The organism is Xylophilus sp. GOD-11R (assembly GCF_033546935.1).
In the GTDB taxonomy this organism is placed as follows: domain Bacteria; phylum Pseudomonadota; class Gammaproteobacteria; order Burkholderiales; family Burkholderiaceae_C; genus Xylophilus.
Window position 1 is genome coordinate 3,539,613 of record NZ_CP137854.1, and the last position, 26,513, is coordinate 3,566,125.

The following is a 26,513-nucleotide window of genomic DNA, read 5'->3' on the forward strand; positions in this document are numbered from 1 at the left end:
CGTCGTTGTTCGTGTGATCTTAAGAAAACCCGGCGCTCATTCCTTGCGCAGCGCGCCGGCCACCGTCCGGATGCGCTCGCGCAGCCAGGCCGCCGATGCCGAGGTGTGCGTGCGCGCATGCCAGAGCTGGTAGTACAGCAGGCGCGGAAAGGCCACCGGCGGCTCCAGCACCTCCAGCGGCAGGTGCTTCAGGTAGCGCTGGCAGAACTGCCGTCCGGTGGTCAGCACCAGCAAGCTCCGGGCCACCATCTCGGGCACCAGGCTGAAATGCGCGCAGCGGGCGGCGATGTTGCGCTGCAGCCCGATCGACTGCAGATGCTCGTCGATGATGCCGCGCGCGCCGGGGTGCATCGGCGTGGGCGCGATGTGCTCGGCCTGCAGCCAGGCGGCCTCGTCCCAGCCGCGCCGCACCGCCGGATGGTCGCGGGCGACCAGGCACACCACGTCGTCGCCGAAGAGCCGGCCCATGTGCAGGTCGTCGGGCGGGCGTGACCAGTTGCCGACCACCACGTCGATGTCGCCTTGCGCCAGGTGGCCGTGGTAGTGGGCGTCGGCCGACAGCGGAAAGATCTCCACCCGGCACAGCGGCGCCTGCTGCTTGAGCATGGCCATCAGCTGCGGCAGGAAGAAAGGATCGAGGTAGTCGCTGGCCGCGATCCGGAAGGTGAGCGCGGCGGTCTGCGGATCGAAGCCGCGCGCGTCGCTGAACAGCATTTCGGCGGCCTGCAATATGCGCGCCGCCGGCTCCACCATGCGCAGGCCGGCGTCGGTCGGGGCCATGCCGGTGCCCGAGCGCACCAGCAGCGGATCGTCGGCCAGGTCGCGCAGGCGCTTGAGCGATGCGGATACCGCGGGCTGGTGCATGCCCAGCCGTACGGCGGCCCTCGATACGCTTCGTTCCATCAGCACGGTGTGCAAGACCCTTATCAGATGGAGGTCGATCTTGTCGAAAAGGGCCTGGTCTCTCATAGCGGTGCCTGCATTCCTCTCATATGCCAATACGTATGCGCGATGGCGCCCGGCGGCATAGCGAAGATGCGGGGCCGGCAAATGTACCGGTTCCGCCGTGTATCGGGCTGGTAATGCCGTCTATCCGCCGCGCAGCGCCGAGGCCGCTTCCTCGCGGAGCAATTCCGGGTCCACCCTGACCGGCGGCGTCGCCCGGCGCAGCAGGTAGGTGCACGAGGAAGGCAGTCCGCTGGAGCCCAGCGCCGAGCGGATGTCCTCGCTGGTGGCGCCGTACACCACGCGCGAGATGCCGGCCCAGTACATGGCGCCGGCGCACATCGGGCAGGGCTCGCCACTGGCGTAGACGGTGGCGCCGCGCAAGGCTGGCAGGCCGAAACGCGCACTCGCATCGCGCACCAGCACCATCTCGGCGTGGCCGGTGCAGTCGGCCGTGGTGGTCTGGTTGTTCTCCGACACCAGCATCACCTCACCCTCGGGCGACACCAGGGTCGCGCCGAAGGGGTTGTTGCCGGCGGCCAGGGCCTTGCGCGAGGCGTCGATGGCCAGGCGCATCGCGTGGTGGTCGAGTTCGCTGAAATCGATGGTGGTCATTTGGGTTCGAGCATTCCTGCGTCCTGTGCCTCGGCGGCGGTGAATCGGCCCGCGGTCGTCATGTAGAGATCGGCGCCGAAGCGCCCGACCGGGTGGTAGTCCTCCAGGCGCACGCGCCAGGTGGTCGTGTCGACCAGCCCCTCGCGCACCGCCAGGTACTGCACCCGGCCGATGAACACGTAGCGGCTGGCGGTTTCCAGCGTTTCGTGGGTCACGCATTCGAAGGCGACCGGCGCCTCGGCGATGCGCGGCGGCGCCACGCTGCGCGAGGGCACCGGCGTCAGTCCGGCATGGGCAAGTTCACTCTCGTGCGGCGGCAGCGTGTCGCCGCAGGCATGCATGCGCGCGGCCATGGCCTCGTCGGTGAGATGCACCACGAACTCGCCGGTGCGCAGCACGTTGACCACCGTGTCCTTCTGCGGCCCGGTCTCCAGCTTGTTGATGCTGAACATCACCACCGGCGGATCCTCGCCCACCATGTTGAACATGCTGAAAGGCGCGGCGTTGACCGTGCCGTCCGCGCCCAGCGTGGTGATCAGCGCGATCGGCCGGGGGACGATCAGGCTGGCCATGAGCTTGTAGCGCTGGTAGGCGGTGAGCTGCGAGAAATCGATGTCCATAGAAACCGTGGTCAGGGCTGGGAACCGACGATGCCGTTGACGTAGAACTTCATCTTCCAGAGTTCGTCGTCGGCCAGGCCCTGCCCGGCCGCGACACGCACCTTGCCGGCCTGGTCGGTGATTGGCCCGGCAAAGGGAAGCAAGGTCCCGGCCACGATGGCCGCGCGGTTCTTTTCCACCGATGCGGCCACGTCCTTGGGCAGCACCGGGTTGAGCGGCGCGAGCTGCACGATACCCTCCTTCATGCCCCACTTGGTGTCCTCGGCCTTCCACTGGCCGGCCAACTTCTGGCGTACCTTGTGCACGTAATACACGCCCCAGTTCAGCACGTTGCCGGTGAGGTGCGACTTCGCGCCGAAGCGGCTCATGTCGGAGTCCTGGCCGAAGGCGTAGAGGCCCTTGCTCTCGGCCAGCTGCACCACCGCGGGCGAGTCGGTGTTTTGGTAGAAGGTGTCAGCGCCCTGGTTGGCCAGCGTCTGCGCGGCTTCGCGCTCGCGGGCCGGGTCGTACCAGCTGCTGATCCACACCACCTTGGCCGTCACCTTGGGGTTCACGCTGCGGGCGCCGAGCACGAAAGCGTCGAGATTGCGGATCACCTCGGGGATGGGGAACGGCGCCACGTAGCCCAGCACGTTGGTCTTGGTCATGCGGCCGGCAATGGTGCCCAGCAGGTAGGCGCCCTCGTAGAAGCGGGTCTGGTAGATGCCGACGTTGCGCGCCATCTTGTAGCCCGAGCAGTGCTCGAAGGCCACCTCGGGGAAATCCGGCGCGACCCGGATCGTCGGCTCCATGAAGCCGAAGGAAGTGGTGAACACCATGCCGCAGCCGTCGCCAGCCAGGTCGCGGATGACGCGCTCGGCGTCCGGCCCTTCAGGCACGCTCTCGACGAACACCGTCTTGACCTGGGCACCGAATTCCTTCTCGACCATTTTGCGGCCGAGGTCGTGCTGGTAGGTCCAGCCGACGTCCGACACGGGGCCGGAATAGACGAAACCGATCTTCAGCGGCTTGGCCGGCGCTGCGGCATGGGCGGCCAGTGGCAGGCCGGTGAGCGAAAGGGCGCCGGCGCCGGACAGGGCGGAGGCGAGTAGTTGGCGACGTTGCATGGCGAAAGCTCCTGATGTTCTCGCGGAGGGAAACGCGACAGACCGTCCATCGCGATTTTGTATACATGCAGTCTTCATGCCAGACACAAAAATCAATATTTTTGTTTTAAATCAAATATTTAAAGTATTCTTGTTTTTGTATACAAATCTAATCCAGGGCGAATTGTCCACGATGGCGCATACAACCGCACCGCATTGGGTGGGTCGCACCAGAACGACGCAGGAATCGAAACGAAAAAAGGCCCGGACTTCAGTCCGCCACGGCCGGCACGCGCAGCCGGTTTTCCAGCGCCAGCAGATGCAGGTCCATCGCCTCGGCCGCACGGTCGCCGTCGCGCAATGCCAGCAGGTCCACGAGTTGCTCGTGTTCCTCGTGCTCGCAGGTGGCGTCGCCCGGCGCCTCGTACAGGGCCACGATGAGCGAACAGCGGGTCATCAGCTCGGTCAGGATGCGTTGCAGCTCCCGGTTGCCGGAGAGCTCGGCCAGCGCCAGGTGAAAACCGCCCGCCAGTGCCACCCAGCGGCCGTGGTCCTGCGTGTGCAGCGCGTCGTGTTCGGCCTGCAGGCGCTGCTTGAGCCGCTCCACCTCGCCGTGGGTGATGCGCCGGGCCACCGCGCGCACGATGCCGGCCTCGATCAGGCGGCGGGCGGCGAACACGTCGCGCGTCTCGGCCGGGCCGGGCATGGCCACCGCCGCGCCCTTGTTGGTCACGATGTCGACTACCCGCTGCTCGGCCAGCCGGTGCAGTGCCTGGCGCACCACGGTGCGGCTGACACCGAAGCGGTCGCACAACGCCGCCTCGCCGAGCTTCTCGCCCGGGCGCAGGCGGCCGTGCATCACTTCGTCGAACAGCGTGTCGTAGACGGTGCGGTCCAGCGTCACGGCGGCCGGGCCGGCCTTGGGGGTGGGAGACTTGCGGGGAGCGGTGGGGGTTGGCATCGCGCTTGCGGTGGGTGCTGGCCGGACCGCCGGCGGCGGCGCAGTATATCGACGGGAGGCGACCGGGCGCTGCGCGTTAGAGCGCGGCACGCATCACCGTTATACCCGCCGCCTTATGGCTGCGCGGCCGCCTGCGGCTACAAACCGAGGCATGCTTCCGAACACCACGAACGAGCAAATCGCATGACGACCACGCGCCCCCTCACCTTCATCCGACGCGGCAAGCGGGTGACCCTGCACGACGTCGCCCCCGACCGCACCCTGCTCGACCTGCTGCGGGAAGACCTGCACCACACCGGCACCAAGGAAGGTTGCGGCGAAGGCGACTGCGGCGCCTGCACCGTGGTGCTCGGCGAACGCGCCACCGACACGAACGGCCAGCCCGCCATCACCTACCGCGCCATCAACAGCTGCATCCGGCTGGCGCATTCCATCGACGGCATGGCGCTGTGGACGGTGGAAGACCTCGCGACCGATCCCTTGATCCGGCCGGCGGGTGGAGACGCCGCCCCGCCCCCCGGCTGCCTGCACCCGGCCCAGGAATCCATGGTCGCCTGCCACGGCTCGCAGTGCGGTTTCTGCACGCCCGGCTTCGTGATGAGCCTGTTCGGCATGTACCAGAACCGTGTCGTGCCCGGCCAGTCGATCAGCCGCGCCCAGGCGCAGGAAGACCTCTCCGGCAACCTCTGCCGCTGCACCGGCTACCGGCCGATCTTCGATGCCGCGCAGCGCATGGAAACCCTGCCGCGCGTGGCGGTGGACGAAGCCGCGCTGCTGTCGCAACTCGGCGCCCTGGCCCATCCGCCGCAGGGCACCGAAGGCTACCAGGCCCCGGCCACGCTCGCCAGTCTGCTGCAGGCCCGCGCCGAACGCCCCCATGCGCAGATCGTCGCCGGCTGCACCGACGTCGGCCTGTGGATCACCAAGCAGCACCGGCAATTCGCCCAGGTGCTCGACGTGACCCGCGCGGCCGAGCTGCGCCGGGTCGAACCGCTGCCCGGCGGCGGGCTGCGCATCGGCGCGGCCGTCAACCTGCAGGACGCCTACGCCGCCCTGTGCGCCACCCGGCCGCAGTTGCAGAACTTCGCCGCCCGCTTCGCCGGCCTGCCGGTGCGCAACTCCGGCACCCTGGGCGGCAACGTGGCCAACGGCTCGCCCATCGGCGACTCGATGCCGCTGCTGATCGCGCTCGACGCGCAGGTGGTGCTGGCCAGCGTGCGCGGGCAGCGCGCCCTGCCGCTGGAATCGCTCTACACCGGCTACCGGCAGAACGTGATCGCCGCCGACGAGATCGTCGCCTTCATCGACGTGCCGCCCGCGGCCGACGATGAATTCCTGCGGGCCTACAAGGTCAGCAAACGGCAGGACGACGACATCTCCGCCGTCTGCCTGGCCATCCGCCTGGTGCTGCGCGACGGGGTGGTGGCGCACGCCTCGATCGGCGCCGGCGGTGTCGCCGCCACGCCCGCCCGGGCACGCGACGCCGAGGCCACCCTCGTCGGCCGGCCGTGGTCGGCCGAGGCCGCCACGGCCGCCGGCGCCGCGTTGCAAGCAGAGTTCAGCCCCATTTCCGACATGCGCGCCAGCAGCGCCTACCGCTCGGTGCTGCTGGGCAACCTGCTGCAGCGCTTCTGGCGCGAGAGCCAGGGCCAGGCCGGCGCGAGCCTGGCCTCCATCGACATCGTGGAGCTCACCGCATGAACACCCGCGACCAGCAAGCCCCCCTCAGCCGCGACGCCGAGGACGACCCGCGCGCCATCGCCGCCGACGCGGTCGCCGACGCCACCGCCGCCTTCCTGCCACCGCCCGCCGGCGCCCTGCCCGCCACGCCCGCCGTGCAGGCGCGTGTCGCGGGCACCTCGCAGGCGCACGAGAGCGCCCGTGCCCAGGTCGCCGGCGGCGCCACCTACATCGATGACATCGCCGAAGTGCGCGGTACCCTGCACGCAGCGCCCATCCTGTCGACCGTGGCCCACGGCAGGCTGCGCGGCATCGACCCGGCCGCCGCGCTGGCCATGCCCGGCGTGGTCGACGTGGTGCTGCACCACGACGTGACCGGCGACAAGATGCTGGCCGCCTTCGCCCACGACGAGCCGGTCTTCGCCTTCGAGACGGTGCAGCACATCGGCCAGGTGGTCGGCGTGGTGGTGGCCCGCACCGCCATGGACGCCCGGCGCGCGGCCCGCAAGGTGCTGCTCGACATCGATCCCCTGCCCGCCGTCATGACCCCGCGGGAGGCCCACGCCGCTGCTAGCTACGTGCTGCCGCCGATCACCGTGGCGCGCGGCGACGCGCCCGGCGCGCTGGCCCAGGCACGCCACACGCTGTCGGGAAGCCTGAAGGTCGGCGGCCAGGAGCATTTCTACCTGGAGGGCCAGATCGCCTACGCCCTGCCGCTGGAGCAGGACCAGTGGTGGATCCACTCCAGCACCCAGCACCCTGGTGAGGTGCAGCACTGGGTGGCGCATGCGCTGGGCATCGCCAACCATGCGGTGCGGGTCGAATGCCGGCGCATGGGCGGCGGCTTCGGCGGCAAGGAAACCCAGGCCGGCCACCTGGCGGTGTGGGCGGCGCTGGCCGCGCGCAAGACCGGCCAGCCGGTCAAGCTGCGGCTCGACCGCGACGACGACTTCATGATCACCGGCAAGCGCCACCCCTTCGACTACGACTGGCAGGCCGGCTTCGACGACGACGGCCTGCTGACCGCCCTCGACATCACCATGCTGGCCGACTGCGGCTTCTCGGCCGACCTCTCCGGCCCGGTGGCCGACCGCGCCATCTTCCATGCCGACAACGCCTACTACCTGTCGGACGTGGTGGTGCGCTCGTACCGCTGCAAGACCAACACCCAGAGCCACACCGCCTACCGTGGCTTCGGCGGGCCGCAGGGCGTGGTCGTGATCGAGGCGATCCTCGGCGACATCGCCCGCCACCTCGGCCTCGACCCGCTCGACGTGCGCCTGCGCAACCTCTACGGCATCGAAGATCGCAATGTCACCCACTACCAGATGACGGTGGAAGACAACATCCTGCGGCCCCTCATCTCCACCCTGGAGCAGGGCTCGGACTACCGCCGTCGACGCGCCGAGATCGCCCGCTGGAACGCGAGCAGCCCGGTGCTCAAGCGCGGCATCTCCATCACGCCGGTGAAGTTCGGCATTTCCTTCACCGCCACGCTGTTCAACCAGGCGGGTGCGCTGGTGCACGTCTACACCGACGGCAGCGTGCAGGTGAATCACGGCGGCACCGAAATGGGCCAGGGCCTGCACACCAAGGTGGCGCAGATCGTGGCCGACGAGCTGGGCCTGGATTTCGGCGACATCCGCATGACCGCCAGCGACACCGCCAAGGTGCCCAACGCCTCGGCCACCGCCGCCTCCAGCGGCACCGACCTCAACGGCCGCGCCGCGCAGTTCGCCGCGCGCCAGGTGCGCGACAACATCGCGGCCTTCGTGGCCGGCATCGACGGCTGCGAGCCACGCGAGGTGCGCTTTCATGCCGGCGCCATCGTCACGCCCACGCAGTCGCGCGCCTTCGCCGACTGCGTGGGCCTGGCTTACGCCGCACGGGTGCAGCTCTGGAGCGACGGCTTCTACCGCACGCCCAAGATCCACTACGACAAGCACACACTCACCGGTCGGCCGTTCTATTACTTCTCGTACGGCGCCGCCTGCACCGAGGTCGCCATCGACACCCTCACCGGCGAGAGCCGCGTGCTCAAGGTCGACATCCTTCACGACGTGGGCCGCAGCATCAATCCGGCGATCGACGTCGGCCAGATCGAGGGCGGCTTCGTGCAGGGCATGGGCTGGCTGACCACCGAAGAGCTGGTCTGGAACGCCAAGGGCCTGCTCACCACCCACGCACCGAGCACCTACAAGATTCCGGCCACCGGCGACATTCCGGCGCACTTCAACGTGGAGCTGTGGCCCGAGGCCAACCGCGAGGACAACGTCTTCGGCAGCAAGGCCGTGGGCGAGCCGCCCTTCATGCTGGCGATCAGCGTCTACGAAGCATTGCGCGAGGCGGTGGCCGCCGGCCGGGCCGACGGGCAAGCCGTGGTGCTGCGGGCACCGGCCACGGCCGAGAGCGTGCTGCGCGCGCTCGGCGGCGTGGACTGATCCGGCTCAAGCCTCCGACCGGGCCAGCAGCCGCTGGTCGAGCAGCTTGCGCACCCGCAGCGCCAGCGCGTCCTGGGTGTAGGGCTTGCCGAGCAGCTCCACCCCGGCGTCGAGCCGGCCGCCATGCACGATGGCGTTCTGGGTATAGCCCGAGGTGAACAGCACTGCGATGCCCGGCAGCCGCTCGCGCGCACGGCGGGCGAGTTCGGGGCTGCGCATGGTGCCGGGCATGACCACGTCGGTGAACAGCAGGTCGATCGCGATGCCGCTCTCGATGATCGCCAGCGCCGAAGCCGGGTCGCGCGCCTGCAGCACCCGGTAGCCCAGCCGCTCGAGCATCTCGACCACCGTGGCGCGCACTTCGTCGTCGTCCTCGGCGACCAGGATGGTCTCCTCGCCGCCGACCACCGGCCGCGCCCGTTCGGCGACCACCACGTCTTCGGCCTGCATCGCGCGCGGCAGGTAGAGCTTGACCGTCGTGCCCTGGCCCAACTCGCTGTAGAGCTTGACGTGACCGCCCGACTGCCGCACGAAGCCGTAGACCATCGACAGGCCCAGCCCGGTTCCCTTGCCCTCGGGCTTGGTGGTGAAGAAGGGTTCGAACACCTTGGCCAGCACCTCGGGCGGCATGCCGCTGCCGGTGTCGGTCACTGCCAGCATCACGTACTGGCCGGACTCCAGCTCGGGGTGGTGGCGCGTGTAGTCGTCGTCGAGCATGGCGTTGCCCGCTTCGATGGTCAGCCGGCCGACGCCGCCCATGGCGTCACGCGCGTTGATCGCCAGGTTGAGCAGTGCGTTCTCCACCTGCGAAGGATCGACCAGCGTGTTCCACAGCCCGCCGGCCACCACCGTCTCGACCTCGATGGTTTCGCCCAGGCTGTGGCGCAGCAGGTCGTCCATGCCGGTGACGAAGCGGCCGATGTTGACCACCTTGGGTTCCAGCGGCTGGCGCCGCGCGAAGGCCAGCAGCTGGCTGGTGAGCTTGGCGCCCCGGCTCACCGCCGCCATCGCGTTGGCGATGTGCTTCTCGCCGCGCTCCTGGCCGGCCACCATGCGGCCGAGCAGCTGCAGGTTGCCCGACACCACCTGCAGCAGGTTGTTGAAATCGTGCGCCACGCCGCCGGTGAGCTGGCCGACACTTTCCATCTTCTGCGACTGGTAGAGCGCCGCCTCGCTGCGCTTGAGCGCCTCCGACGCATCGCGCTCGGCCGTCATGTCGCGGCCGACGAGGTGTACGCAGCCGTCGTCGGCCACCGCCGTCCACAGCAGCAGGTGCCAGCCGCTCTCGCGGTGCTTGAGCCGGCATTCGAAGCGCACGGTGGCCACGTCGCCGCGCAGGCGCTCCAGCGCGATCAGCACCGTGTCGCGGTCGTCCGGATGCAGCAGGCCGTCGAGCGCGTCGCCCACCAGCTGCGCGGCCGGCCAGCCGAGCACGCCGGTCCAGGCCGGGTTGGCCGCGGCCAAACGGCCGTCGGTGTCGAGCACTGCCATCAGGTCGGTGGACAGGCGCCAGAGCCGGTCGCGGTCTTCGGTGCGGTCGGCCACCTCGCGGCTCAGGCCGTCGGCGTACTGCGCCAACTGCCGCTGGGCGGCCACCTTGCCGGTGGTTTCGATCACCGTGTCGACCATGCCGCGCACCACGCCCGCCTCGTCGCGCACCGGGCTGTAGCAGAAGGTGAAGAACGCTTCCTCCACGAAGCCGGACCGGTTCACCGGCAGCGCGAAGTCCTCGATATAGGTCGCCTCGCCATCGAAGGCGCGGTCCACCACCGGCGCGAGCGTGTCCCAGGCTTCGCTCCACACGTCGTCGAAAGGCCGGCCCAGCGCCTCTGCCTTCTGGCCGAGGATGGGGCGGAAGGCATCGTTGTACAGGGTGATGCGTCGCGGCCCCCACACCAGCGCCTTGGGAAAGTGCGAGGCCAGGATCATGTCGCAGGCGATGCGCAGGCAGCTCGGCCAGCCGGCGATAGGGCCGAGCGGCGTGGCGGACCAGTCGAACAGGCGCACCCGTTCGCTCATCAGGCCGCTGTGCGCGGGAAAGGTGTCGGCAGGCGCCGGACGGATGTCTTCCGAAGCTGGTGTCATGGTGGGTTGGAGGCAGGGGCGAATCGCCTGGAATCGACGGCGCCGAATGTCGCTCTGATCCTACAAGACCGGGGTCAAAACGCATTGGCCGCTGTCAAAAACCCCGCCAAAGTCGCGTCGACGCGTGCGCATCGTCGCCCCCGTGGGAAGATTGCGCCCTCCGGATGGTCTCGCGTCCATCCCCTGTTTTTCCAGTTCGCCACCGATGACCCGTAGCCAGCGCACCCTTCGCGCCCCTTCTCTTGCGTTTTTTCTGACAGCTGTCCTGTCTTGCGCCACCCCGGCGGTGATGGCTGCGCCGGACGCCGCCGAGTCCCCCGAGCTGCGTGCCGTGGTCGAGTCCTACCGGCTCTGCATCGCGATGAACCTCCCGGCCGATTTCCGCAAGGTCAACGACGCCCAGTCGGCCGCCCAGGTCGCCTCGCAGAAATGCGCCGGCCACCGGCTGGAGGTGGCGGGCCGCTTCGCACTCGACAACCCCGGCACCCGGCAAACCCGCAGCTACATCGACGGCGTGACGATCCGCCTGGTCAATGAACTCGGCATGTGGGTCGAAGACGTGAACGCCGACCGCGAGTCGCCGAACCCGGCCCAGCGGCGCGCCCGCTGACGAGCCGTCCAACCTTCGATGCCGCATAGTCGCCTCGCACTCTCTGCCGGTCGTCGCCCCGGGCCGCGCGAAATCCTGGGTTTCGGCATGGTGGCGCTGCTGGCCTGTGCCGTGACGCTGTCGCTGTGGACCGTGCGGAGCCGCCTGCCGGTGCTCGAGCGCGTCGAGTCGGCCGCGCTCGATCTGCAGATGCGCGCGCGCGGCCCGCTGGCCCCCGATCCGCTCCATCCGATCCTGCTGCTGGGCCCCGATGAAGAAAGCCCCGGCCACTTCGACGCCGCGACCGACCGCCGCCAACTGGCCGCCGCCATCAACCGGCTCAAGAGCGACGGCGCGGCGGTGATCGCGCTCGATCTGCTGCTGCCCGCGTCCTCCCGCATCGACCCCTCCGGCGACACCGCGCTGGCCCGGTCGATGCAGGCGGCCGGCAATGTGCTGATCCCCTTCGCGCTGCCGACCAACGGCGCGCCCGGCGTCGATTCCGCTCCCACGCGCGACATCCTCGACAGCGCATTCGGTCGCGTCGCCAACGGCGAGGCGGCCGACGCCGCAGCGCAGCGCCCGGTGCGGCTGGTCGCGCCGCAGCCGGACCTGGCCACCGCGGCCGACGCACTCGGCCACGCCGGCGAGTCGCGCGGTACCGGCGCCACCGCGCGCTTCGACATGCCGGGCCTGGCGCTGGACGGCAGGGCCTACCCGTCGCTGGCCCTGCGCATCGCGGCCAACGCCGCCGGCCAGGAATGGCGCGGCGCCGAAATGCGCTTCGGCGATGCGGCCCGGATCGGCGGCATCCAGGTGCCGGTCGACGAAGCCTCGCGCCAATGGATCAACCACTACGGCCCGGCCGGCACCTTCGAAAGCCGCAGCCTGGCCGAACTGCTCGACGGCGCCGTTCCGCGCGCGGCGGTGCGTGGCCGCATCGTGCTGATCGGCGCCTGGCCGCCGGGCTCGGGCGACCGGTTCGCCACGCCTTTCGACGAAGCACTGCCCGAGCTCGACCGGCTCGCCACAGTGGTCGACAACATCCTGAGCCGGCGGGTGCTGAGCCGCCCGGCCTGGGCAGCGCGGGCCGAAGTCGCCGCGATGGCGGCGCTGCCGGTGCTGGCCATCGTGCTCATCGCCACCCTGCCGCTGCGGCGCGCGCTCGGCGCCCTGGTGGCACTGCTGGGAGCGCTGGTCGGCGCCTTGCAATGGCGCTTCGTCAGCGACAACGAATTCGTGTTCTGGGCGTATCCCGCGCTGGCCCTGGTGCTGGCGCTGCTCGGCACCTTCGCCCTGCGCGCAGGCGCGACACGTGCGCGGCGCGAGGCGGCGCTGGCGGCCCTGCGCAGCAGCGAAGAACGCTATGCCCTGGCCGCCAGCGGCGCCAACGACGGTCTGTGGGACTGGGACATCGCGCGCGACCGGGTCTTCTTCTCCGAGCGCTGGCGCACGCTGATGGGCCTGTCGGCCACCGCCGCGGCCGGCATGCGCGCCTGGACGGTGCCGCTGCCGCGCGCCGCCGCCCAGGGCTTCGACGACGCTCTGACCCAGCACCTGGAAGGCCGCAGCCTGCAGTTCCATCATGTGCTGGCCTTCCGCCAGGGCGGCCAGGATCGCTGGCTGCTGGCACGCGGCGTGGCCATCCGCGAGGCCGGCCGACCGGTGCGCATGGCCGGCTCGCTCACCGACATCAGCGAGCCGCAGCGCCTGCAGCAACAGCTGCGCTTCGACGCGATGCACGACCGCCTGACCGGCCTGCCCAACCGCAGCCTGTTCCGCGAGCAGCTCATCCAGATGCTGTCGGGCAACGAGCGTCGCGATGTGGGCATGCTGGTGCTGGGCCTGGACGGCTTTCGCGCCTTCAACGAGGCGCAGGGCACGCAGGCGGGCGACATGGTGCTGATGGAGCTCGCCCGCCGGCTGCGTTTTCGCGACGGCCGGCCGCTCACCTGCGCGCGTATCGGCCCGGACGAATTCGGCGTCGCCTTCGGCACCTCCGCGCGCGCACCGGCCGTCGCCTCGCCGGGCCTGCTAGCCTGGGCACGCGAGAGCCTGTCGGCCGGCTTCCCGGTCGGCCAGCAGGTGCTGAGCCTCACCGCCAGCATCGGCTGGGCGCATTGCGCCGCCGGCCTGCAGACGGCCGACGAATTGATGGCCGCCGCCGAAGACGCGCTCGCCCGTGCCAAGGCGCGTGGTCCGGACCAGATCCACGCCTTCGATCCGGCCGAGCAACGCCAGGAACAGGGCCGCCGCTGGATGCGCGAGAACATCGACCTGGCCCTGCTCGCAGGCGACCAGTTCCGCCTGCACTACCAGCCTTTCGTGCGTTTGTCCGACCGCGCGCTGCTCGGCTTCGAGGCGCTGATCCGCTGGCAGCATCCCGAGCGCGGGTTGATCATGCCGGGCGACTTCATCCCGGTGGCCGAGGCCAGCGGGCAAATCAACGCCATCGGACGCTGGACGCTGCTCGAAGCCGCCGCCCAGCTGCGGCGCTGGGCACCGCTGGGCTTCACCGGCGAGGTCGCGGTCAACATTTCCGGCGTGCAGCTGGCCCACGACGACGAACTGCTCGCCGATGCCGAAGCCGCCCTGCTCGCCCTGGGGCCGGTGCCGGCGCGACAGCTCAAGCTGGAGGTGACCGAAAGCATCGCCATGGCCAACCCGCAGCGCAGCGCCGAACTGCTGCAGCAGCTCGCGCGCCTGGGCTACAAGCTGTCGATCGACGACTTCGGCACCGGGTATTCGTCGCTCGCCTACCTGCACCGCTTTCCGTTCGACACGCTCAAGGTCGACCGCAGCTTCGTGATGCGCCTGGGCGCCGGGCGTGAGGCGCAGGAAATCGTGCGCACCATCGTCGGCCTGGCGTTGGCGCTCGACAAGCAGATCCTGGCCGAAGGGGTGGAAGACGAGTCGCAAGCCGCGCTGCTGGAGCAGCTCGGCGTGCAGGCGGCGCAGGGCTGGCTGTTCGCCCGCGCGCTGCCGGCCGACCAGGCGCAGGCGCTGATCGGCGCGGCGCCCTGGCGCAAGCCAGCCTGAAACGGCGCTAGTCGAGCCCGATCCGCGTCTTCTCGATCACGCCTTTCCACAGCATGTTCTCGTCGGCCACGTAGCGCGCCATCTCCGCCGGGTTCTTGGTCAGCGGATCCATGCCGCGCGAAGCCATCGCCTGCACGATGGCGGGGTCGGCCAGGGCGGCCGACAGCGCATCGGTCAGCGCGGCCAGCACGGCCGGCGGCGTCTTGACCGGCGCGAACAGGCCGAACCAGGTGCTGACCTCGAACCCCTTCACACCGAGCTCGATGAAGGTCGGCACGTTGGGCAGCAGCGCAGAGCGCTTGGCGCTGGTGATGGCGATCGGCACGATCTTGCCCGAGCCGACCTGGGTGATGGTGGTGGGCAGCGGGTCCATCAGAAAATCGATCTGGCCGCCGAGCAGGTCGGCCATGGCCGGGCCGCTGCCCTTGTAGGGCACGTGCAGCATCGAGGTGCCGAGCTCCAGATTGAGGAACGACATCTGCGTGTGGTGCGAGGTGCCGGGGCCGGCCGAGCCGTAGGTGGCTTCGCCCGGACGCTTCTTCAGGTCGGCCAGCACGGCCGCGAAGTCGGGGTATTTTTCCGGGCGGCCAGAGATCATCACGCTGGGCACCGAGGCCAGTCCGCCGATGGGCGCGAAGTCGCGCGAGGACGAATACGGCACCGACTTCATCATGTGCGGCACCACCGCCATGGTGCTGGCCGCGCCCAGCAGCAGGGTGTAGCCGTCGGGATCGGCGCGGGCCACCGAGGCGGTGCCGATGGTGCCGCTGGCGCCGGGCCGGTTGTCGATGACGAAGCCGATGTTCATCAGCTCGCCCATTTTCTTGAGGATGGGCCGGGCGACGGTGTCGTTGATGCCGCCGGGCGGAAACGGCACGACCACATGGATCGGCTTGGTCGGGAATTTTTCCTGCGCCTGGGCGGCGACGGGCAAGGCGATGGCGGCAAACAGCGCCGCCAGCCCCAGGCGGCGGCGAAGCGACGCGGGGCGGCGGTCGAGAAACTGGAACATGGGCGGGCTTCCTGCGGTCGGTTGGACACGGGGATGCCGCCCCGATCGCAGTGCTGGCGCGACCGGGCGAGAAGGCCTCCCCGGTCACACCGAGCATTTTCCGGACCACCCGCCCGGGCGGCGGCCCGTATCGCCGGCTATTCCAGCTCGATGCTGCCGGCCTCCACGTATTCGTCGAACTGGGTGCGTGGAATGGCCGCCGAGCCGACCACGCCGTCGGCCTGTTCCCAGCTCAGGATGGCGCTGTCGGGCGCCAGTTCGACTTCGATGCGCCCTTTGGGGACCTTGATCGGCGTGCCGTCACCCGGCATGTAGGTGACTTGCCCCGTCACGGTGGCGAATTGCGGCATGGAGAGCTCCTCGTTCTGTGGTGTTCGTTTCCCGCGCGCGCGGGTTTCGGCACCGATTGAATGATGGAATCACGCCAAGCTTGTATCAAGGCTTGAAGGCCCTGACTGCGACGACACCATGCGCGGTCAGCGGCGCAGGCCGGCCAGCGCCTCGTCCGACATGGCCAGCGCCGCATCGGCCATGGCGCAGGTCACGCGCAGGGCGCGCCGCAGTTCGGTTTCTTCCACCACCGCCGGCACGTCGCCGCCGCCCAGGATGTGGTTGACCCGCGAATCCTCCCGGTCGAATCCGGCCACCAGCCGCAGCGCGGGAATGTCGTGGCGGGCGAAGTTGGCGTGGTCGGAGTTGGGCATCAGCGGCAGGTAGCTGTCTACCGGTACGCCGGAGGCGGCGGCAGCGCCGGCCACGAACGGGGCCAGGCCGGGAAAGTCGCTGATCAGCGCGGTCAGGCGTTCGTCGCCGGCCACCGTGTCGAGGTTGATGTCCAGCGCCAGGCGATCGCGCTCGGCGGGCTCCATGGCAGCCAGGTATTGCGCGGAGCCAGCCAGCGCCCATTCCTCGGCGGAGAACAGGCAGACGCGCAGGCCGTGCGTGCCCGCGCCGATGCGCGGCGCCAGCGCGCGTGCCGCGGCCAGCGCCACGGCCACCCCGGTGGCGTTGTCCAGCGCGCTCTGGCCCAGGTCGTGTCCGTCCATGTGGGCGCTGATCACGATGCTGCGGCCGCTGCCGCCGGGCAGGTCGAGCACGCCGATGCCGGCCTGCGAGCCGCGCAGCTCTTCACCGGCCACGAAAAGCCGCACGCGTGCGTGCGGCCCGGCGGCCACCAGGGCCTGGCAGGAGGCGTCGTCGATGTAGGCGGCCGGAATGCCCGCGCCATCGACCGCCCGGCCGGAGGAGCCCGACAGCAGGCCGCGACCGGGCAGCGGATTGGCGATGAGAAAACCGGCGGCGCCGCGCGCCACGGCCAGGTCGTACTTGCGGCGGCGGTGCATGTGGCGCGGCGAAAACGGGTATTCGTGGCGCACCAGCACGATGCGGCCACGCACCGCGTCGCCGACGCGGTCGAAATCCTCGGTGCGGCCGGCACCCAGATCGATCACCTCGCCGCTCAGCCCCTCGGCCGGCGTGCTGGCCGAGCGCAGCAGCGGCTTGCAGGCCAGCGTGGCGCCGCCTTCCAGCGCCAGGCTCGCCGACAGGCAGCGCCAGCCGTCGTAAGGCACCTCGACGCGGCGCACCTCGCCGCCGATCTCGGCCATGCGCGCGATCGCCCAGGCCATGGCGGCAGCCTCTTCGGGCGTGCCGGCCAGCCGGCCGCCGAAGGCGCACAGCGCGCCGAAGTCGGCCATCAGCGCCGGGTCGTGTTCGGCCGCGTCCAGCCAGATGTCTCGCTTGTCGTTCTTCATGGTGTCGTCCGTTTTTGTCTCAGTCGATCTTGATGTCGGCGCGCTTGATCACGTCCTGCCAGCGCACCAGGTCGGCCTTCACGATCTTCTGCAGCGCCTGCGGGTTGCCGTCGGCGGGCGCCGAAACGCCCACGGCCGACATGCGCGCCTTGACCACCGTGGTGTCCATCACCTTTGCCATGGCCTTGGCGAGCGTGGCCTGCACGTCCTTGGGCGTGCCGGCCGGCGCCATCAGGCCCCACCAGCTCTCCACCGCCATGCGCGGCACGCCGGCCTCGCGGAAGGTGGGCACCTCGGGCGTGTCCTTCTGGCGCTGGTCGCTGCTGACCGCCAGGGCGCGCAGCTTGCCCGCCTGGAACAGCGCACTGGCGCTGGCCATGGTGGTGAACGACGCGTCGATCTGGCCGGCGGCCAGGTCGGTGACCGAGGCGGCCGCGCCCTTGTAGGGAATGTGGGTCAACCTGGTGCCGCTGTTGATCATGAACAGCTCGGCCATCAGGTGCGTCAGCGAGCCGTTGCCGCCGGAGCCGATGGACACCGTGTCGGGCGCCGCCTTGGCGCGCTTGACCAGGTCCTGCGCGCTGGAGATCGGCGACTTGCTGTTGACGAACAGGTAGGTCGGCGCCACGCCGAGCAGCGCGATCGGCGCGAAGTTCTTCTCGGCGTCGTAGCGGGCCTTCTCCTTGTAGAGCGCCGGCACGATGGTGAAGGGCACGTCGGCCAGCAGCAGGGTGTAGCCGTTGCCGGCGTCCTGGGCGACGTACTGGGTGCCGATGAGCGAGCCGGCGCCGGCCCGGTTGTCGACGATGACCGGCTGGCCGAGCACCTTGGCCAGCTCGTCGCCGATGGCGCGGGCGATCACGTCGGAGCTGCCGCCCGGCGAATAGGGCACGACGATGTGGACCGGCTGGTCCGGATAGGCAGCATGGGCGGCGGCGCCCAGCAGGAGGGAGCTCAGCGCGAGTGCTGCGACGACGGTGCGGCGAAAGGGAATCATGGAACGGGCCTGCTCGTGGGACGAAAGATGCGGCCCATTCTGGGCAGCGCCCCGGCGGCGGACAAACGACGAATCGGCATACGCTATTCCGTCATGGAATACCGGCGGAACCGCATGCCGGCTCAGGGCGGTGCGTCCAGCGCGGCCGCGAGCTCGCTCACCCAGCCGGTGAAGGCATCGAGGTACGGCCCGCCCTGCAGCGGCCGCGGCTGCATCAGGTAGTAGCCGTAGCGGCCCGGCACCGCTTCGCCGAAGGGCCGCACCAGGCTGCCCTCGCGCAGCGCCGGCTGCACGATGCACAGCGGCACGATGGCCGCGCCCAGGCCGTGCATCAACGCGGGCAAGAGCATCGAGAAGCCTTCGTATTCCGGCGCGTTGCGGCCCGGCCCGGGCCAGTCGGGCGCCATCTCGGCCTTCCATTCGTCCCAGCCGTAGCCGCGCTGGGCGCGCTTGAGCAGCGGCAGCGCGTCCAGGTCCTCGATGCCGGCGAGGGGCGAACGTGCCAGCAGCATGGGCGCGGCCACCAGGCACATTTCGCGGCCGCAGAGGTAGTCGCAACTCATGCCCGAGCGGTGACCGGTGTGCAGCTGGATCTCGGCGTCGAAGCGCTCGGACCTGTCGCGCGGCGACATCAGCCGAGGCCGCACGTTGATGCGGATCTCCGGATGCCGGTCGAAGAACTCCTGGAAATGCGGAAACAGGCAGTGCTGCGCGAACGAGGGCGACACCGCGATGTTCAGGTTCACCCGCGCCGAGGGATGTGCCACCTTGGCGTCGGCCTCGTCGATCAGCCGCAGCGCCGCCGAGATGTTCTCGAGATAGATCGCCCCGGCATAGGTCAGCTGCAGCCCGGTCGGCGTGCGCTTGAACAGGCTGGCGCCGAGCTTGAGCTCCAGCGACTGGATGTGTTTGCTGACCGCGCTCTGCGTCATGTGCAGGTCTTCGGCGGTGCGGCTGAAGTTGAGATGGCCGCTCGCCGCGACGAACACGCGCAGGGACACCAGGGAGTTGCGGGAGCCTTTCATTGGCCAAATTATGAAAGCCGTCTCGGGAATAGCCCGAGTGCGCCAAAAACCTACAGGACGCCACCGCCCGCTCCGACGGACCGGTAGCGCTGGCGCTGGCAAGCTCGCAGGTCCCGTCCGGCGCTCCACCCGTCCATACCATGCACTCCGCGTTTCTCGTCGAAGATAGTCCTCCCGCCCGCGAGTCGCTTACGCTTGCCCTGGCCGAGACGGCCGACATCGTCGCCGTGGGCTGGGCCGAATCGGAAATCGAAGCCGTGGAATGGCTGCGGCAGCATCCCAAACCGGACGTGGTGGTGCTCGATCTGTTTCTCAACGCCGGCACCGGGCTCGGCGTGCTGGCCAAGATCCGGCAGATGGCGCTGGATCTGCGGGTGGTCGTGCTCACCAACAGCGCCACCAGCCTGCTGCGCCGCAGCTGCCTGCTGCTGGGTGCCGAGGCGGTCTACGACAAGGCCGACAACCTCGAGGATTTTCTGCACCACTGCCGCAACATGTTCGCCGAGCCGGCCGGCGGATGACGCCGCCGGCCGAGGCAGGGCACGGCACTTGCTGGCGGCACAGCATCGCCCGCACCCACCCAGGACCGCCGTGACCCCGACGCCCGCCACGCCCCGAACCACGTCGCAGCTGCAACAGGTGCTCGGCCCCTTCCAGCTCTGGGGCATCGCGGTCGGACTGGTCATCTCCGGCGAATACTTCGGCTGGAGCTACGGCTGGAACAGCGCCGGCACCCTGGGCTTTCTGGTGGCGACGGTGCTGGTGGCCACCATGTACACCACCTTCATCTTCAGTTTCACCGAACTGTCGACCGCCATTCCGCATGCGGGCGGCCCCTTCGCCTATGCCCGGCGGGCGTTCGGCGCCACCGGTGGTTTCGTCGCCGGCTTCGCCACGCTGGTTGAGTTCGTCTTCGCGCCGCCGGCCATCGCGCTGGCCATCGGGGCGTACCTGCATGTGCAGTTCCCGGGCGTCGATCCGCGCTATTTCGCGCTGGGTGCGTATGCGATCTTCATCGCGCTCAACTGGGTGGGCGTGGGCATCGCGGCGGCCTTCGAACTCTTCGTCACCCTGCTGGCCATCTTCGAACTGCTGATGTTCATGGGCGTGGTGGCGCCGGGCTGGTCGCTGGCCGCCTTCACCGCCCACGGCTGGGCCGGCAGCGACCGCTTCAGCGCGGCCGCCGTGCCGGGCATCTTCGCGTCGATTCCCTTCGCCATCTGGTTCTTCCTGGCGATCGAGGGCGCGGCCATGGCGGCCGAAGAAGCCCGCGATCCGCGGCACACCATTCCCATCGCCTACACCGGCGGCATCGTCACCCTGGTGGTGCTGGCCTTCGGCGTGATGGTGTTCGCCGGCGGCGTGGGCGACTGGCGCACCATCGCCAACATCAACGATCCGCTGCCGCAGGCCATGAAGGTCGTCGTCGGCGCCGACAGCGGCTGGCTGCACATGCTGGTGTGGATCGGCCTCTTCGGCCTGGTCGCCTCCTTCCACGGCATCACCATGGGTTACTCGCGGCAGATCTTCGCCCTGGCCCGTGCCGGCTACCTGCCGCCCTGGTTCGCGGCGCTCAGCCCGCGCTTCGGCACGCCGCACCGCGCACTGCTGGCCGGCGGCGTGGTGGGCATCGTCGCCATCTTCAGCGACGAATGGGTGAGCTTCGGCGGCCAGACGCTCACCGCCAACATCGTGACCATGGCGGTGCTTGGCGCCATCGTGATGTACCTGGTGTCCATGGCGTCGCTGTTGCGCCTGCGCCGCACCGAGCCGAATCTGCCGCGCAGCTACCGCGCGCCTTTCTATCCGGTGTTTCCGGCCATCGCCTTCGGGCTGGGGCTGGTCTGCCTGGGCGCGATGGTGTGGTTCAACGGCCTGCTGACCCTGCTCTTCCTCGGCCTGATGGCGGTGGCTTACGGCTACTTTCTGGCGACCGGCGAACAACGTCGCCGCGCCGCGCCCGACGCCCTGCTGTCGGCCGACTAGAACCCGCGACACCATGCCTTACCACACCACCATCGCCGGCCAGGTCTTCGCCTTCGACGACCTGAAGCAGGTCATGGCCTGCGCCAGCCCGGCGCGCTCGGGCGACTACCTCGCCGGCATCGGCGCGGCCACCGCGCAGCAGCGCATGGCCGCACGCCACGTGCTGGCCGACCTGCCGCTCAAACGCTTCCTGACCGAAGCGCTGATTCCTTACGAAGACGACGACATCACCCGGCTGATCATCGACAGCCACGATTCCGCCGCCTTCGCGCCGGTGTCGCACCTCACCGTGGGCGACTTCCGCGACTGGCTGCTGTCCGAACGCGCCACCACCGAGGCCCTGAGCACACTGGCGCCCGGCCTCACGCCGGAGATGGTCGCCGCCGTCTCCAAGCTGATGCGCAACCAGGACCTGGTCGCGGTGGCGCGCAAGTGCAGCGTCGTCACCCGCTTTCGCAACACCATCGGGCTGCCCGGCCACCTGGCGGTGCGGCTGCAGCCCAACCATCCGTCGGACGACCTGCGCGGCATCGCGGCCTCCACGCTCGACGGCCTGCTCTACGGCGCGGGCGACGCGGTGATCGGCGTGAACCCGGCCTCCGACAGCCTGCAGGTGCTCGGCCGCCTGCTGCGCATGCAGGACGAGGTGATCCAGCGCTTCGAGATTCCCACTCAATCCTGCGTGCTGACCCATGTCACCAACACCATCCGGCTGATCGAGACCGGCGCGCCGGTCGACCTGGTGTTCCAGTCGGTCGCCGGCACCGAGAAGGCCAACCGCTCCTTCGGCGTCAGCACCGCCATCCTCGACGAGGCCTGGCAGGCCGCGCTGTCACTCAAGCGCGGCACGCTCGGCGACAACGTCATGTACTTCGAGACCGGCCAGGGCAGCGCGCTGTCGGCCGATGCCAACTTCGGTGTCGACCAGCAGACCTGCGAGGTGCGCGCCTATGCGCTGGCGCGGCGCTACCGGCCGCTGCTGGTCAACACGGTCGTCGGCTTCATCGGGCCGGAGTATCTGTACGACGGCAAGCAGATCATCCGTGCCGGCCTGGAAGACCACTGCTGCGGCAAGTTGCTGGGCCTGCCGATCGGCTGCGACGTCTGCTACACCAACCATGCCGAAGCCGACCAGGACGACATGGACACCCTGCTCGTGCTGCTGGCCGCCGCCGGGCTCACCTTCCTGATCGGCGTGCCCGGCGCCGACGACGTCATGCTGAACTACCAGAGCACCTCCTTCCACGACGCGCTGTTCCTGCGCGAAACGCTGGGCCTGAAGCGCGCGCCCGAGTTCGAGACCTGGCTGGCGCGCATGCGCATCACCGACGGCGCCGGCCGGCTGGCGCCGCCCTCCTCCAACCGGCTGCTGGCCGGCATGGGCGGCATCGCCGCCTTGGGCGCATGAGCACCGACGACGGCGCCGTCACCCGCGACCCCTGGCAGGACTGGCGCGCCGCCACGCCCGCGCGCCTGGCCCTGGGCCGCGCCGGCGCCGGCATGCCGACCGACGAAACCCTGCGTTTCGGCTGGGCGCACGCCATGGCCCGCGACGCGATCCATGCCGCGCTGGACGTCGACCGGCTCGACGCCGCCCTGCGCGCCGACGGTTGGGAGGTGGAGCACGCGCGCAGCCAGGCGCCGGACCGCACCACCTACCTGCGGCGTCCCGATCTCGGCCGCCGCCTCGACGAGGCCGAGGCTGAACGGCTGCGCGCGTCGGCACGCCCGGCCGAGGTCAGCGTGGTGATCGGCGACGGGCTGTCGTCGCTGGCGGTCGACCGCCACGCCGCGCCGCTGCTCGCCGCGCTGCGACCGCTGCTGCCGGCGTCCACCGTGTTCGCGCCGGTCGTCGTCGCCACGCAGGCGCGGGTGGCGCTGGCCGACGGCGTGGGCGAGATCTACGACGCGCGGCTGGCGGTGATGCTGATCGGCGAGCGCCCGGGTTTGAGTTCGCCCGACAGCCTGGGCATCTACCTCACGCATTCGCCGCGGGTGGGCCGGCACGATGCCGAGCGCAACTGCATCTCCAACGTGCGACCCGAGGGGCTGTCGTATGAACTGGCCGCCTTCAAGCTGGCTTGGCTGATGCGCGAGGCGCTGCGGCTCGGCGCCACCGGCGTGTCGCTCAAGGACGAAAGCGACCTGGCGGTGCTCGACCTGGGCGATGCGTCCGCGCCACTGCCGCCGCCCTGATCGGGCCGCCGACCCGCGCGATCGGGCCACGAAGCAGCGCCCGCGCGCCGCTGGCCGGCTCGCCGCGCGCGCGGCGGGCCGCCCGGTGGCATCATCCGGCGCGCTCCCCGCGCACCTGTTCTCCAGCCCCGCATGCAATCCCTGATCGACGTCATCCTCCACGCGGGCCGCAGCGCCGTGGACACCGCCCTCTACACCATGCTGCCGATCATGGTGGTCATGATGATCTTCATGCGCTTCCTGGAGGTCAAAGGCGTCACCGGACGGCTGGTGCACTGGTTCACGCCGGTCGCGCGGCCCTTCGGCCTGCCGGGCCTGGGCGTGCTGGCCATGGCGCAGATCTCGCTGGTGAGCTTCGCCGCGCCGCTGCCCACGCTGATGCTGATGGACCGCCAGGGCGCCTCCAGCCGGCACCTCGCCGCCACGCTCGCCGCCATGTTCGCGATGGCACCGGCCAACGCCACCTTTCCGCTGGCCGCGCTCGGCATGCGGCTCGAACCGGTGGTGCTGATGTCCATCGTCGGCGGGCTGGTCGCGGCCTCGACCACCTATTGGGGCCTGGCGCGCTTCCTGCCCGACACCCATCGCCACGGCGCCGCCGACGACGCCCCGCCGCCGCCCCACGAGAACCTGCTGCAGATCATCAACAACAGCGGCGCGCAGGCCATCCGCATCTGCATCAACGTGATTCCGATGTTGATCCTGTCGCTGGTGGTGGTGCTGGGCCTGCAGCGCCTGGGCATGGTCGACGTGCTGACCCGCCATCTCACGCCGGTGCTGGCCGTGTTCGGCATCGACGGCTCCTTCCTGCTGCCGATGGTCACCAAGTACCTCGCGGGCAATACCGCCATGGTCGGCGTGGTGCAGGAGATGGCGGCGCAAGGCCATCTGCAGGCCGCGCAGGTCGACCGCTGCGCGGGCTTTCTGCTGCACCCGCTGGACCTGCCGGGCGTCGCCATTTTCGCCAGCGCCGCACCGCGCCTGGCCCGCATCTGCCTGCCGGCGATGGCGGGCGCCTGCGTGGGGATTGCGGTGCGTTCCTTCGGCTCGGTGGTTTTGGGCTGAGCCGCACGTCGGGAGCGTGGCGAACGCAAAATTGGCGGATCGCAACGCCAGAGAAAGGTTCTTCGCCATGTCCATCGCAACCGACATCGTTTGCGCCTTCGCACCCGCCGGAACGCTGCGGGCATCGATCAACACCGGCAACCCCATCCTGGCCCGGCTCGACGCCTCGGGCGAGGCCGTGGGTGTGTCGGTGGACCTGGCGCGCAAGCTCGCCGCCCGGCTCGGCGTAGGCATCGAACTGATGGTGTTCGACGCGGCGGGCAAGTCGGTGGCGGCGGTGACCGGCGAGCAGGCCGACATCGGCTTCTTCGCCATCGACCCGGCGCGCGGCGAGGGCATCCGCTTCACCGGGCCCTACGTGCTGATCGAAGGCGCCTACCTGGTGGCCGAGGGCTCGCCGCTGCGGGACAACGCCGAGGTCGACCGCGCCGGCCACCGGGTGGTGGTGGGCCGGGGCAGCGCCTACGACCTGTATCTGAGCCGCGCGCTCAAGGCCGCCGAGATCGTGCGCGCCGTCAACTCGCAGGCGGTGGTCGACACCTTCGTGGCAGGCGGCCAGGAAGTCGCCGCCGGCGTGCGCCAGCAGCTGCAGGCCGACCTGCTGCGCCACCCCGGGCTGCGCCTGCTGCCGGGCCGCTTCATGGTGATCGAGCAGGCGATGGGCCTGCCCAAGTCGCGCGGCGAGGCCGCCGCCGACTTTCTGCGCGGCTATGTCGAGGAGATGAAGGCCAGCGGCTTCGTCGCCGAAGCGCTGGAACGCCATCGCATCGAAGGCGCGTCGGTAGCGCCTGCATCCGCGAACGCCTAGTACTGGATCGCGATGTCGCGCACCACCGGGCCGGCTGCGCCGCCGATGAACGACGCCGCCGCATTGCCCGTGGTGTTGCCGTACAGCGTGGCCGCGCCGGTCGCGAGCGACACGGTGTAGAGCGTGAAAGGTCCGGTCGCGCCGCTGCGCAGGGCCGCGAGCACCAGGCCGTTGGCGCCGCCGGCGATGTCGAGCGCACCCTGGCCGGCCAGCACCACGCCGGTCGGGCCCACGTTGACCAGCGTGCCGTCGTTGGGCGGGTTCTGGATGGCCAGCACGTTCTCATTGTTCTCCAGGTCATAGAGCGTGGTGGCGGCGGTGCCGGCGAAGCTGTTGGTGTAGGCCGCGGCGACCACGCTGGCGGGCGTGGCGCGGTTGATGGCGCCGTCGGTGGTGGTGGCGCCGGTGTCGACGTTGATGCGCAGGCTCTGGCCGGTGTCGCCGATGACGCGCAGGCGGTCGGCGACCGGGTTGAAGTCGACGGCGAAGCGGCTGCCGACCAGGCCGGTGTAGGGCGCCGTGGTGTCGGTGGCGTCGGGCAACAGCGTCGCGACGACGGTCGCCACACCGGTCTCCGGCACCACGGTCAGCAGGCGCGCGGCGCTGGTCAGCGCATAGAGCCGGCCGTTGCTCGGGCGGAAGTCGATGCCCAGCACGGTTTCGCCGGAGGCCAGTCCGCTGATCGCCACCGGCGTTGACAGGGTGCCCGGCGTGGCGGGCGCAAAGGCGGTGAGCTGGGACGCGTCGGTCAGCACATAGGCGCGCGGCGCGGCGGGGGCGACGAGCGTCAGGCCGACGATGGCTTCGCCCGTGCCGATGGCGCCGACGGCCCGCGCACCCGCCGAGCCGCCGAGCGGCACGGTGTAGAGCTGGGTCACGCCGCCGACGGTCAGTGCCGCGTAGCCGGTGTTGTTGCGCGGGTCGATGTCGAAGCCGTTGGCGGCAGCGAAGGTCACGCCCAGGGCCACGGGCGTGGTCTGCGTGCCGGCGTTCGGCGGGTCCTGCAGATAGAGCGTGCCGGCGCCGTCGAGGTTGAAGAGCTGAGTGGTGGTGGTGCCGGCGAAGGCGTTGGTATAGGCCGATGCGGTGATGGTGGCGGGTGCGCCGTTGATCGCGCCGTCGACCGTGGCCGCGCCGGTGCTCACGTCCACCCGCAGGTTCTGGCCGGTGTTGCCGACGATGCGCAGGCGGTCGGCCACCGGGTTGAAGTCCACGCCGAACTGGCTTCCGGCCAGCGGCACTGACAGGGTGGCGCGCAGCGTGAGCGCGCCGGTGAGCGGCTCGAGCGTGTAGATGCGGCTGAGCGAGCTCACCGCGTAGACCAGGCCGTCGGCCGGCCGCACGTCGATGCCGACAATGTTCTCGCCGCTGGCCAGGCCCGAAAGATTGACGCCGCTGGTCAACGTGGCCGGCGCCGTGCGGTTGAAGCTGACAACGCGCCCGGCGGCGGTCACCGCCACCGTGTCGCCGAGCGTGGCCGGCGGAAAGACAGTCGGCGAATTGCTGCCTCCGCCGCAGGCGCAAAGCGCGGCGGCCGCGACGAGGGCCAGGGGAAGAACGCGGTGGATGACGGGCATGGCGAGGATCCTGTGATGGAGTTGAATGGAGGT

General features: G+C 70.1%; 22 protein-coding genes. 10 read left to right on the plus strand and 12 right to left on the minus strand.

Annotated elements, in window-relative coordinates; genetic code table 11:
* Window positions 1-36: 36 nt before the first annotated feature.
* From R9X41_RS16405 to R9X41_RS16425, 5 genes are all read right to left on the minus strand, one after another.
* Window positions 37-969: a LysR family transcriptional regulator gene (locus R9X41_RS16405; RefSeq protein ID WP_318631507.1), complete on the minus strand. Its 933-nt coding sequence runs from the start codon at window positions 967-969 to the stop codon at window positions 37-39.
* 120 nt (window positions 970-1,089) lie between these two features.
* Entirely contained in the window at window positions 1,090-1,560 is a 471-nt protein-coding gene (locus R9X41_RS16410; protein WP_318631508.1) for a nucleoside deaminase, read from the minus strand.
* Window positions 1,557-2,180 (minus strand): flavin reductase family protein, encoded by a 624-nt coding sequence (locus tag R9X41_RS16415; RefSeq protein WP_318631509.1) that lies wholly within the window; start codon window positions 2,178-2,180, stop codon window positions 1,557-1,559. The genes R9X41_RS16410 and R9X41_RS16415 overlap by 4 nt, the downstream gene beginning before the upstream one ends.
* Window positions 2,181-2,191: 11 nt before the next feature.
* Window positions 2,192-3,286: a BMP family ABC transporter substrate-binding protein gene (locus tag R9X41_RS16420; RefSeq protein ID WP_318631510.1), complete on the minus strand. Its 1,095-nt coding sequence runs from the start codon at window positions 3,284-3,286 to the stop codon at window positions 2,192-2,194.
* Between the two features lie 250 nt (window positions 3,287-3,536).
* The gene (locus tag R9X41_RS16425; protein WP_318631511.1) at window positions 3,537-4,226 is read right to left on the minus strand and encodes a GntR family transcriptional regulator; all 690 of its coding nucleotides are present in this window, start codon (window positions 4,224-4,226) and stop codon (window positions 3,537-3,539) included.
* Window positions 4,227-4,409: 183 nt separating this feature from the next.
* Here R9X41_RS16425 and xdhA point away from each other — a divergent pair, with 183 nt between their 5' ends.
* Together xdhA and xdhB are read left to right on the plus strand one after the other, a co-directional pair.
* Window positions 4,410-5,927, plus strand: a complete 1,518-nt coding sequence (xdhA, locus tag R9X41_RS16430; protein WP_318631512.1) for a xanthine dehydrogenase small subunit — start codon at window positions 4,410-4,412, stop codon at window positions 5,925-5,927.
* A complete protein-coding gene (gene xdhB / locus R9X41_RS16435) occupies window positions 5,924-8,347 on the plus strand; it encodes a xanthine dehydrogenase molybdopterin binding subunit (protein WP_318631513.1) in 2,424 nt (807 codons plus the stop codon). Before xdhA ends, xdhB begins: the two co-directional genes overlap by 4 nt.
* Before the next feature lie 6 nt (window positions 8,348-8,353).
* On the opposite strand, the gene R9X41_RS16440 is transcribed toward xdhB, so the two are convergent.
* Entirely contained in the window at window positions 8,354-10,432 is a 2,079-nt protein-coding gene (locus R9X41_RS16440) for a hybrid sensor histidine kinase/response regulator (RefSeq protein WP_318631514.1), read from the minus strand.
* 289 nt (window positions 10,433-10,721) lie between these two features.
* Between R9X41_RS16440 and R9X41_RS16445 the strand changes: the two genes are divergently transcribed.
* Window positions 10,722-11,042, plus strand: coding sequence for a hypothetical protein (locus tag R9X41_RS16445; RefSeq protein WP_318631515.1), 321 nt, complete (start codon window positions 10,722-10,724; stop codon window positions 11,040-11,042).
* 18 nt (window positions 11,043-11,060) lie between these two features.
* Window positions 11,061-14,060, plus strand: coding sequence for an EAL domain-containing protein (locus tag R9X41_RS16450; protein WP_318631516.1), 3,000 nt, complete (start codon window positions 11,061-11,063; stop codon window positions 14,058-14,060).
* Window positions 14,061-14,067: 7 nt separating this feature from the next.
* Here the strand turns inward: R9X41_RS16450 and R9X41_RS16455 are convergent, their stop codons facing one another.
* The 5 genes from R9X41_RS16455 to R9X41_RS16475 all read right to left on the minus strand — a co-directional run bounded on the left by R9X41_RS16455 (window position 14,068) and on the right by R9X41_RS16475 (window position 18,848).
* The gene (locus tag R9X41_RS16455) at window positions 14,068-15,072 is read right to left on the minus strand and encodes a Bug family tripartite tricarboxylate transporter substrate binding protein (RefSeq protein ID WP_318631517.1); all 1,005 of its coding nucleotides are present in this window, start codon (window positions 15,070-15,072) and stop codon (window positions 14,068-14,070) included.
* A 137-nt stretch (window positions 15,073-15,209) separates the two neighbouring features.
* Window positions 15,210-15,422, minus strand: coding sequence for a hypothetical protein (locus R9X41_RS16460; RefSeq protein ID WP_318631518.1), 213 nt, complete (start codon window positions 15,420-15,422; stop codon window positions 15,210-15,212).
* 126 nt (window positions 15,423-15,548) lie between these two features.
* A complete protein-coding gene (locus tag R9X41_RS16465; protein WP_318631519.1) occupies window positions 15,549-16,826 on the minus strand; it encodes a M28 family peptidase in 1,278 nt (425 codons plus the stop codon).
* A 19-nt stretch (window positions 16,827-16,845) separates the two neighbouring features.
* On the minus strand, window positions 16,846-17,823 hold the full coding sequence (locus tag R9X41_RS16470) for a tripartite tricarboxylate transporter substrate binding protein (protein ID WP_318631520.1): 978 nt from the start codon (window positions 17,821-17,823) through the stop codon (window positions 16,846-16,848).
* 122 nt (window positions 17,824-17,945) lie between these two features.
* Window positions 17,946-18,848, minus strand: a complete 903-nt coding sequence (locus R9X41_RS16475) for a LysR substrate-binding domain-containing protein (protein WP_318631521.1) — start codon at window positions 18,846-18,848, stop codon at window positions 17,946-17,948.
* A 140-nt stretch (window positions 18,849-18,988) separates the two neighbouring features.
* On the opposite strand from R9X41_RS16475, the gene R9X41_RS16480 reads away from it, so the two are divergent.
* The 6 genes from R9X41_RS16480 (at window position 18,989) to R9X41_RS16505 (ending at window position 24,903) form a co-directional block, all read left to right on the plus strand.
* Complete coding sequence (locus R9X41_RS16480) at window positions 18,989-19,369, plus strand: LytR/AlgR family response regulator transcription factor (RefSeq protein WP_318631522.1); 381 nt, start codon at window positions 18,989-18,991, stop codon at window positions 19,367-19,369.
* Window positions 19,370-19,439: 70 nt separating this feature from the next.
* On the plus strand, window positions 19,440-20,834 hold the full coding sequence (eat, locus tag R9X41_RS16485) for an ethanolamine permease (RefSeq protein ID WP_318631523.1): 1,395 nt from the start codon (window positions 19,440-19,442) through the stop codon (window positions 20,832-20,834).
* A 13-nt stretch (window positions 20,835-20,847) separates the two neighbouring features.
* Window positions 20,848-22,242: an ethanolamine ammonia-lyase subunit EutB gene (locus R9X41_RS16490; RefSeq protein WP_318631524.1), complete on the plus strand. Its 1,395-nt coding sequence runs from the start codon at window positions 20,848-20,850 to the stop codon at window positions 22,240-22,242.
* Complete coding sequence (gene eutC / locus R9X41_RS16495) at window positions 22,239-23,030, plus strand: ethanolamine ammonia-lyase subunit EutC (RefSeq protein WP_318631525.1); 792 nt, start codon at window positions 22,239-22,241, stop codon at window positions 23,028-23,030. The genes R9X41_RS16490 and eutC overlap by 4 nt, the downstream gene beginning before the upstream one ends.
* A gap of 132 nt (window positions 23,031-23,162) precedes the next feature.
* Window positions 23,163-24,095 carry a nucleoside recognition family protein gene (locus R9X41_RS16500; RefSeq protein WP_318631526.1) on the plus strand — a complete coding sequence of 311 codons (933 nt, stop codon included), beginning with the start codon at window positions 23,163-23,165 and terminating at the stop codon, window positions 24,093-24,095.
* Window positions 24,096-24,162: 67 nt separating this feature from the next.
* The gene (locus R9X41_RS16505) at window positions 24,163-24,903 is read left to right on the plus strand and encodes an ABC transporter substrate-binding protein (protein WP_318631527.1); all 741 of its coding nucleotides are present in this window, start codon (window positions 24,163-24,165) and stop codon (window positions 24,901-24,903) included.
* On the opposite strand, the gene R9X41_RS16510 is transcribed toward R9X41_RS16505, so the two are convergent.
* Entirely contained in the window at window positions 24,900-26,480 is a 1,581-nt protein-coding gene (locus R9X41_RS16510) for a DUF4394 domain-containing protein (RefSeq protein WP_318631528.1), read from the minus strand. The two genes, R9X41_RS16505 and R9X41_RS16510, sit on opposite strands and share 4 nt — an antisense overlap.
* Window positions 26,481-26,513 lie beyond the last annotated feature (33 nt).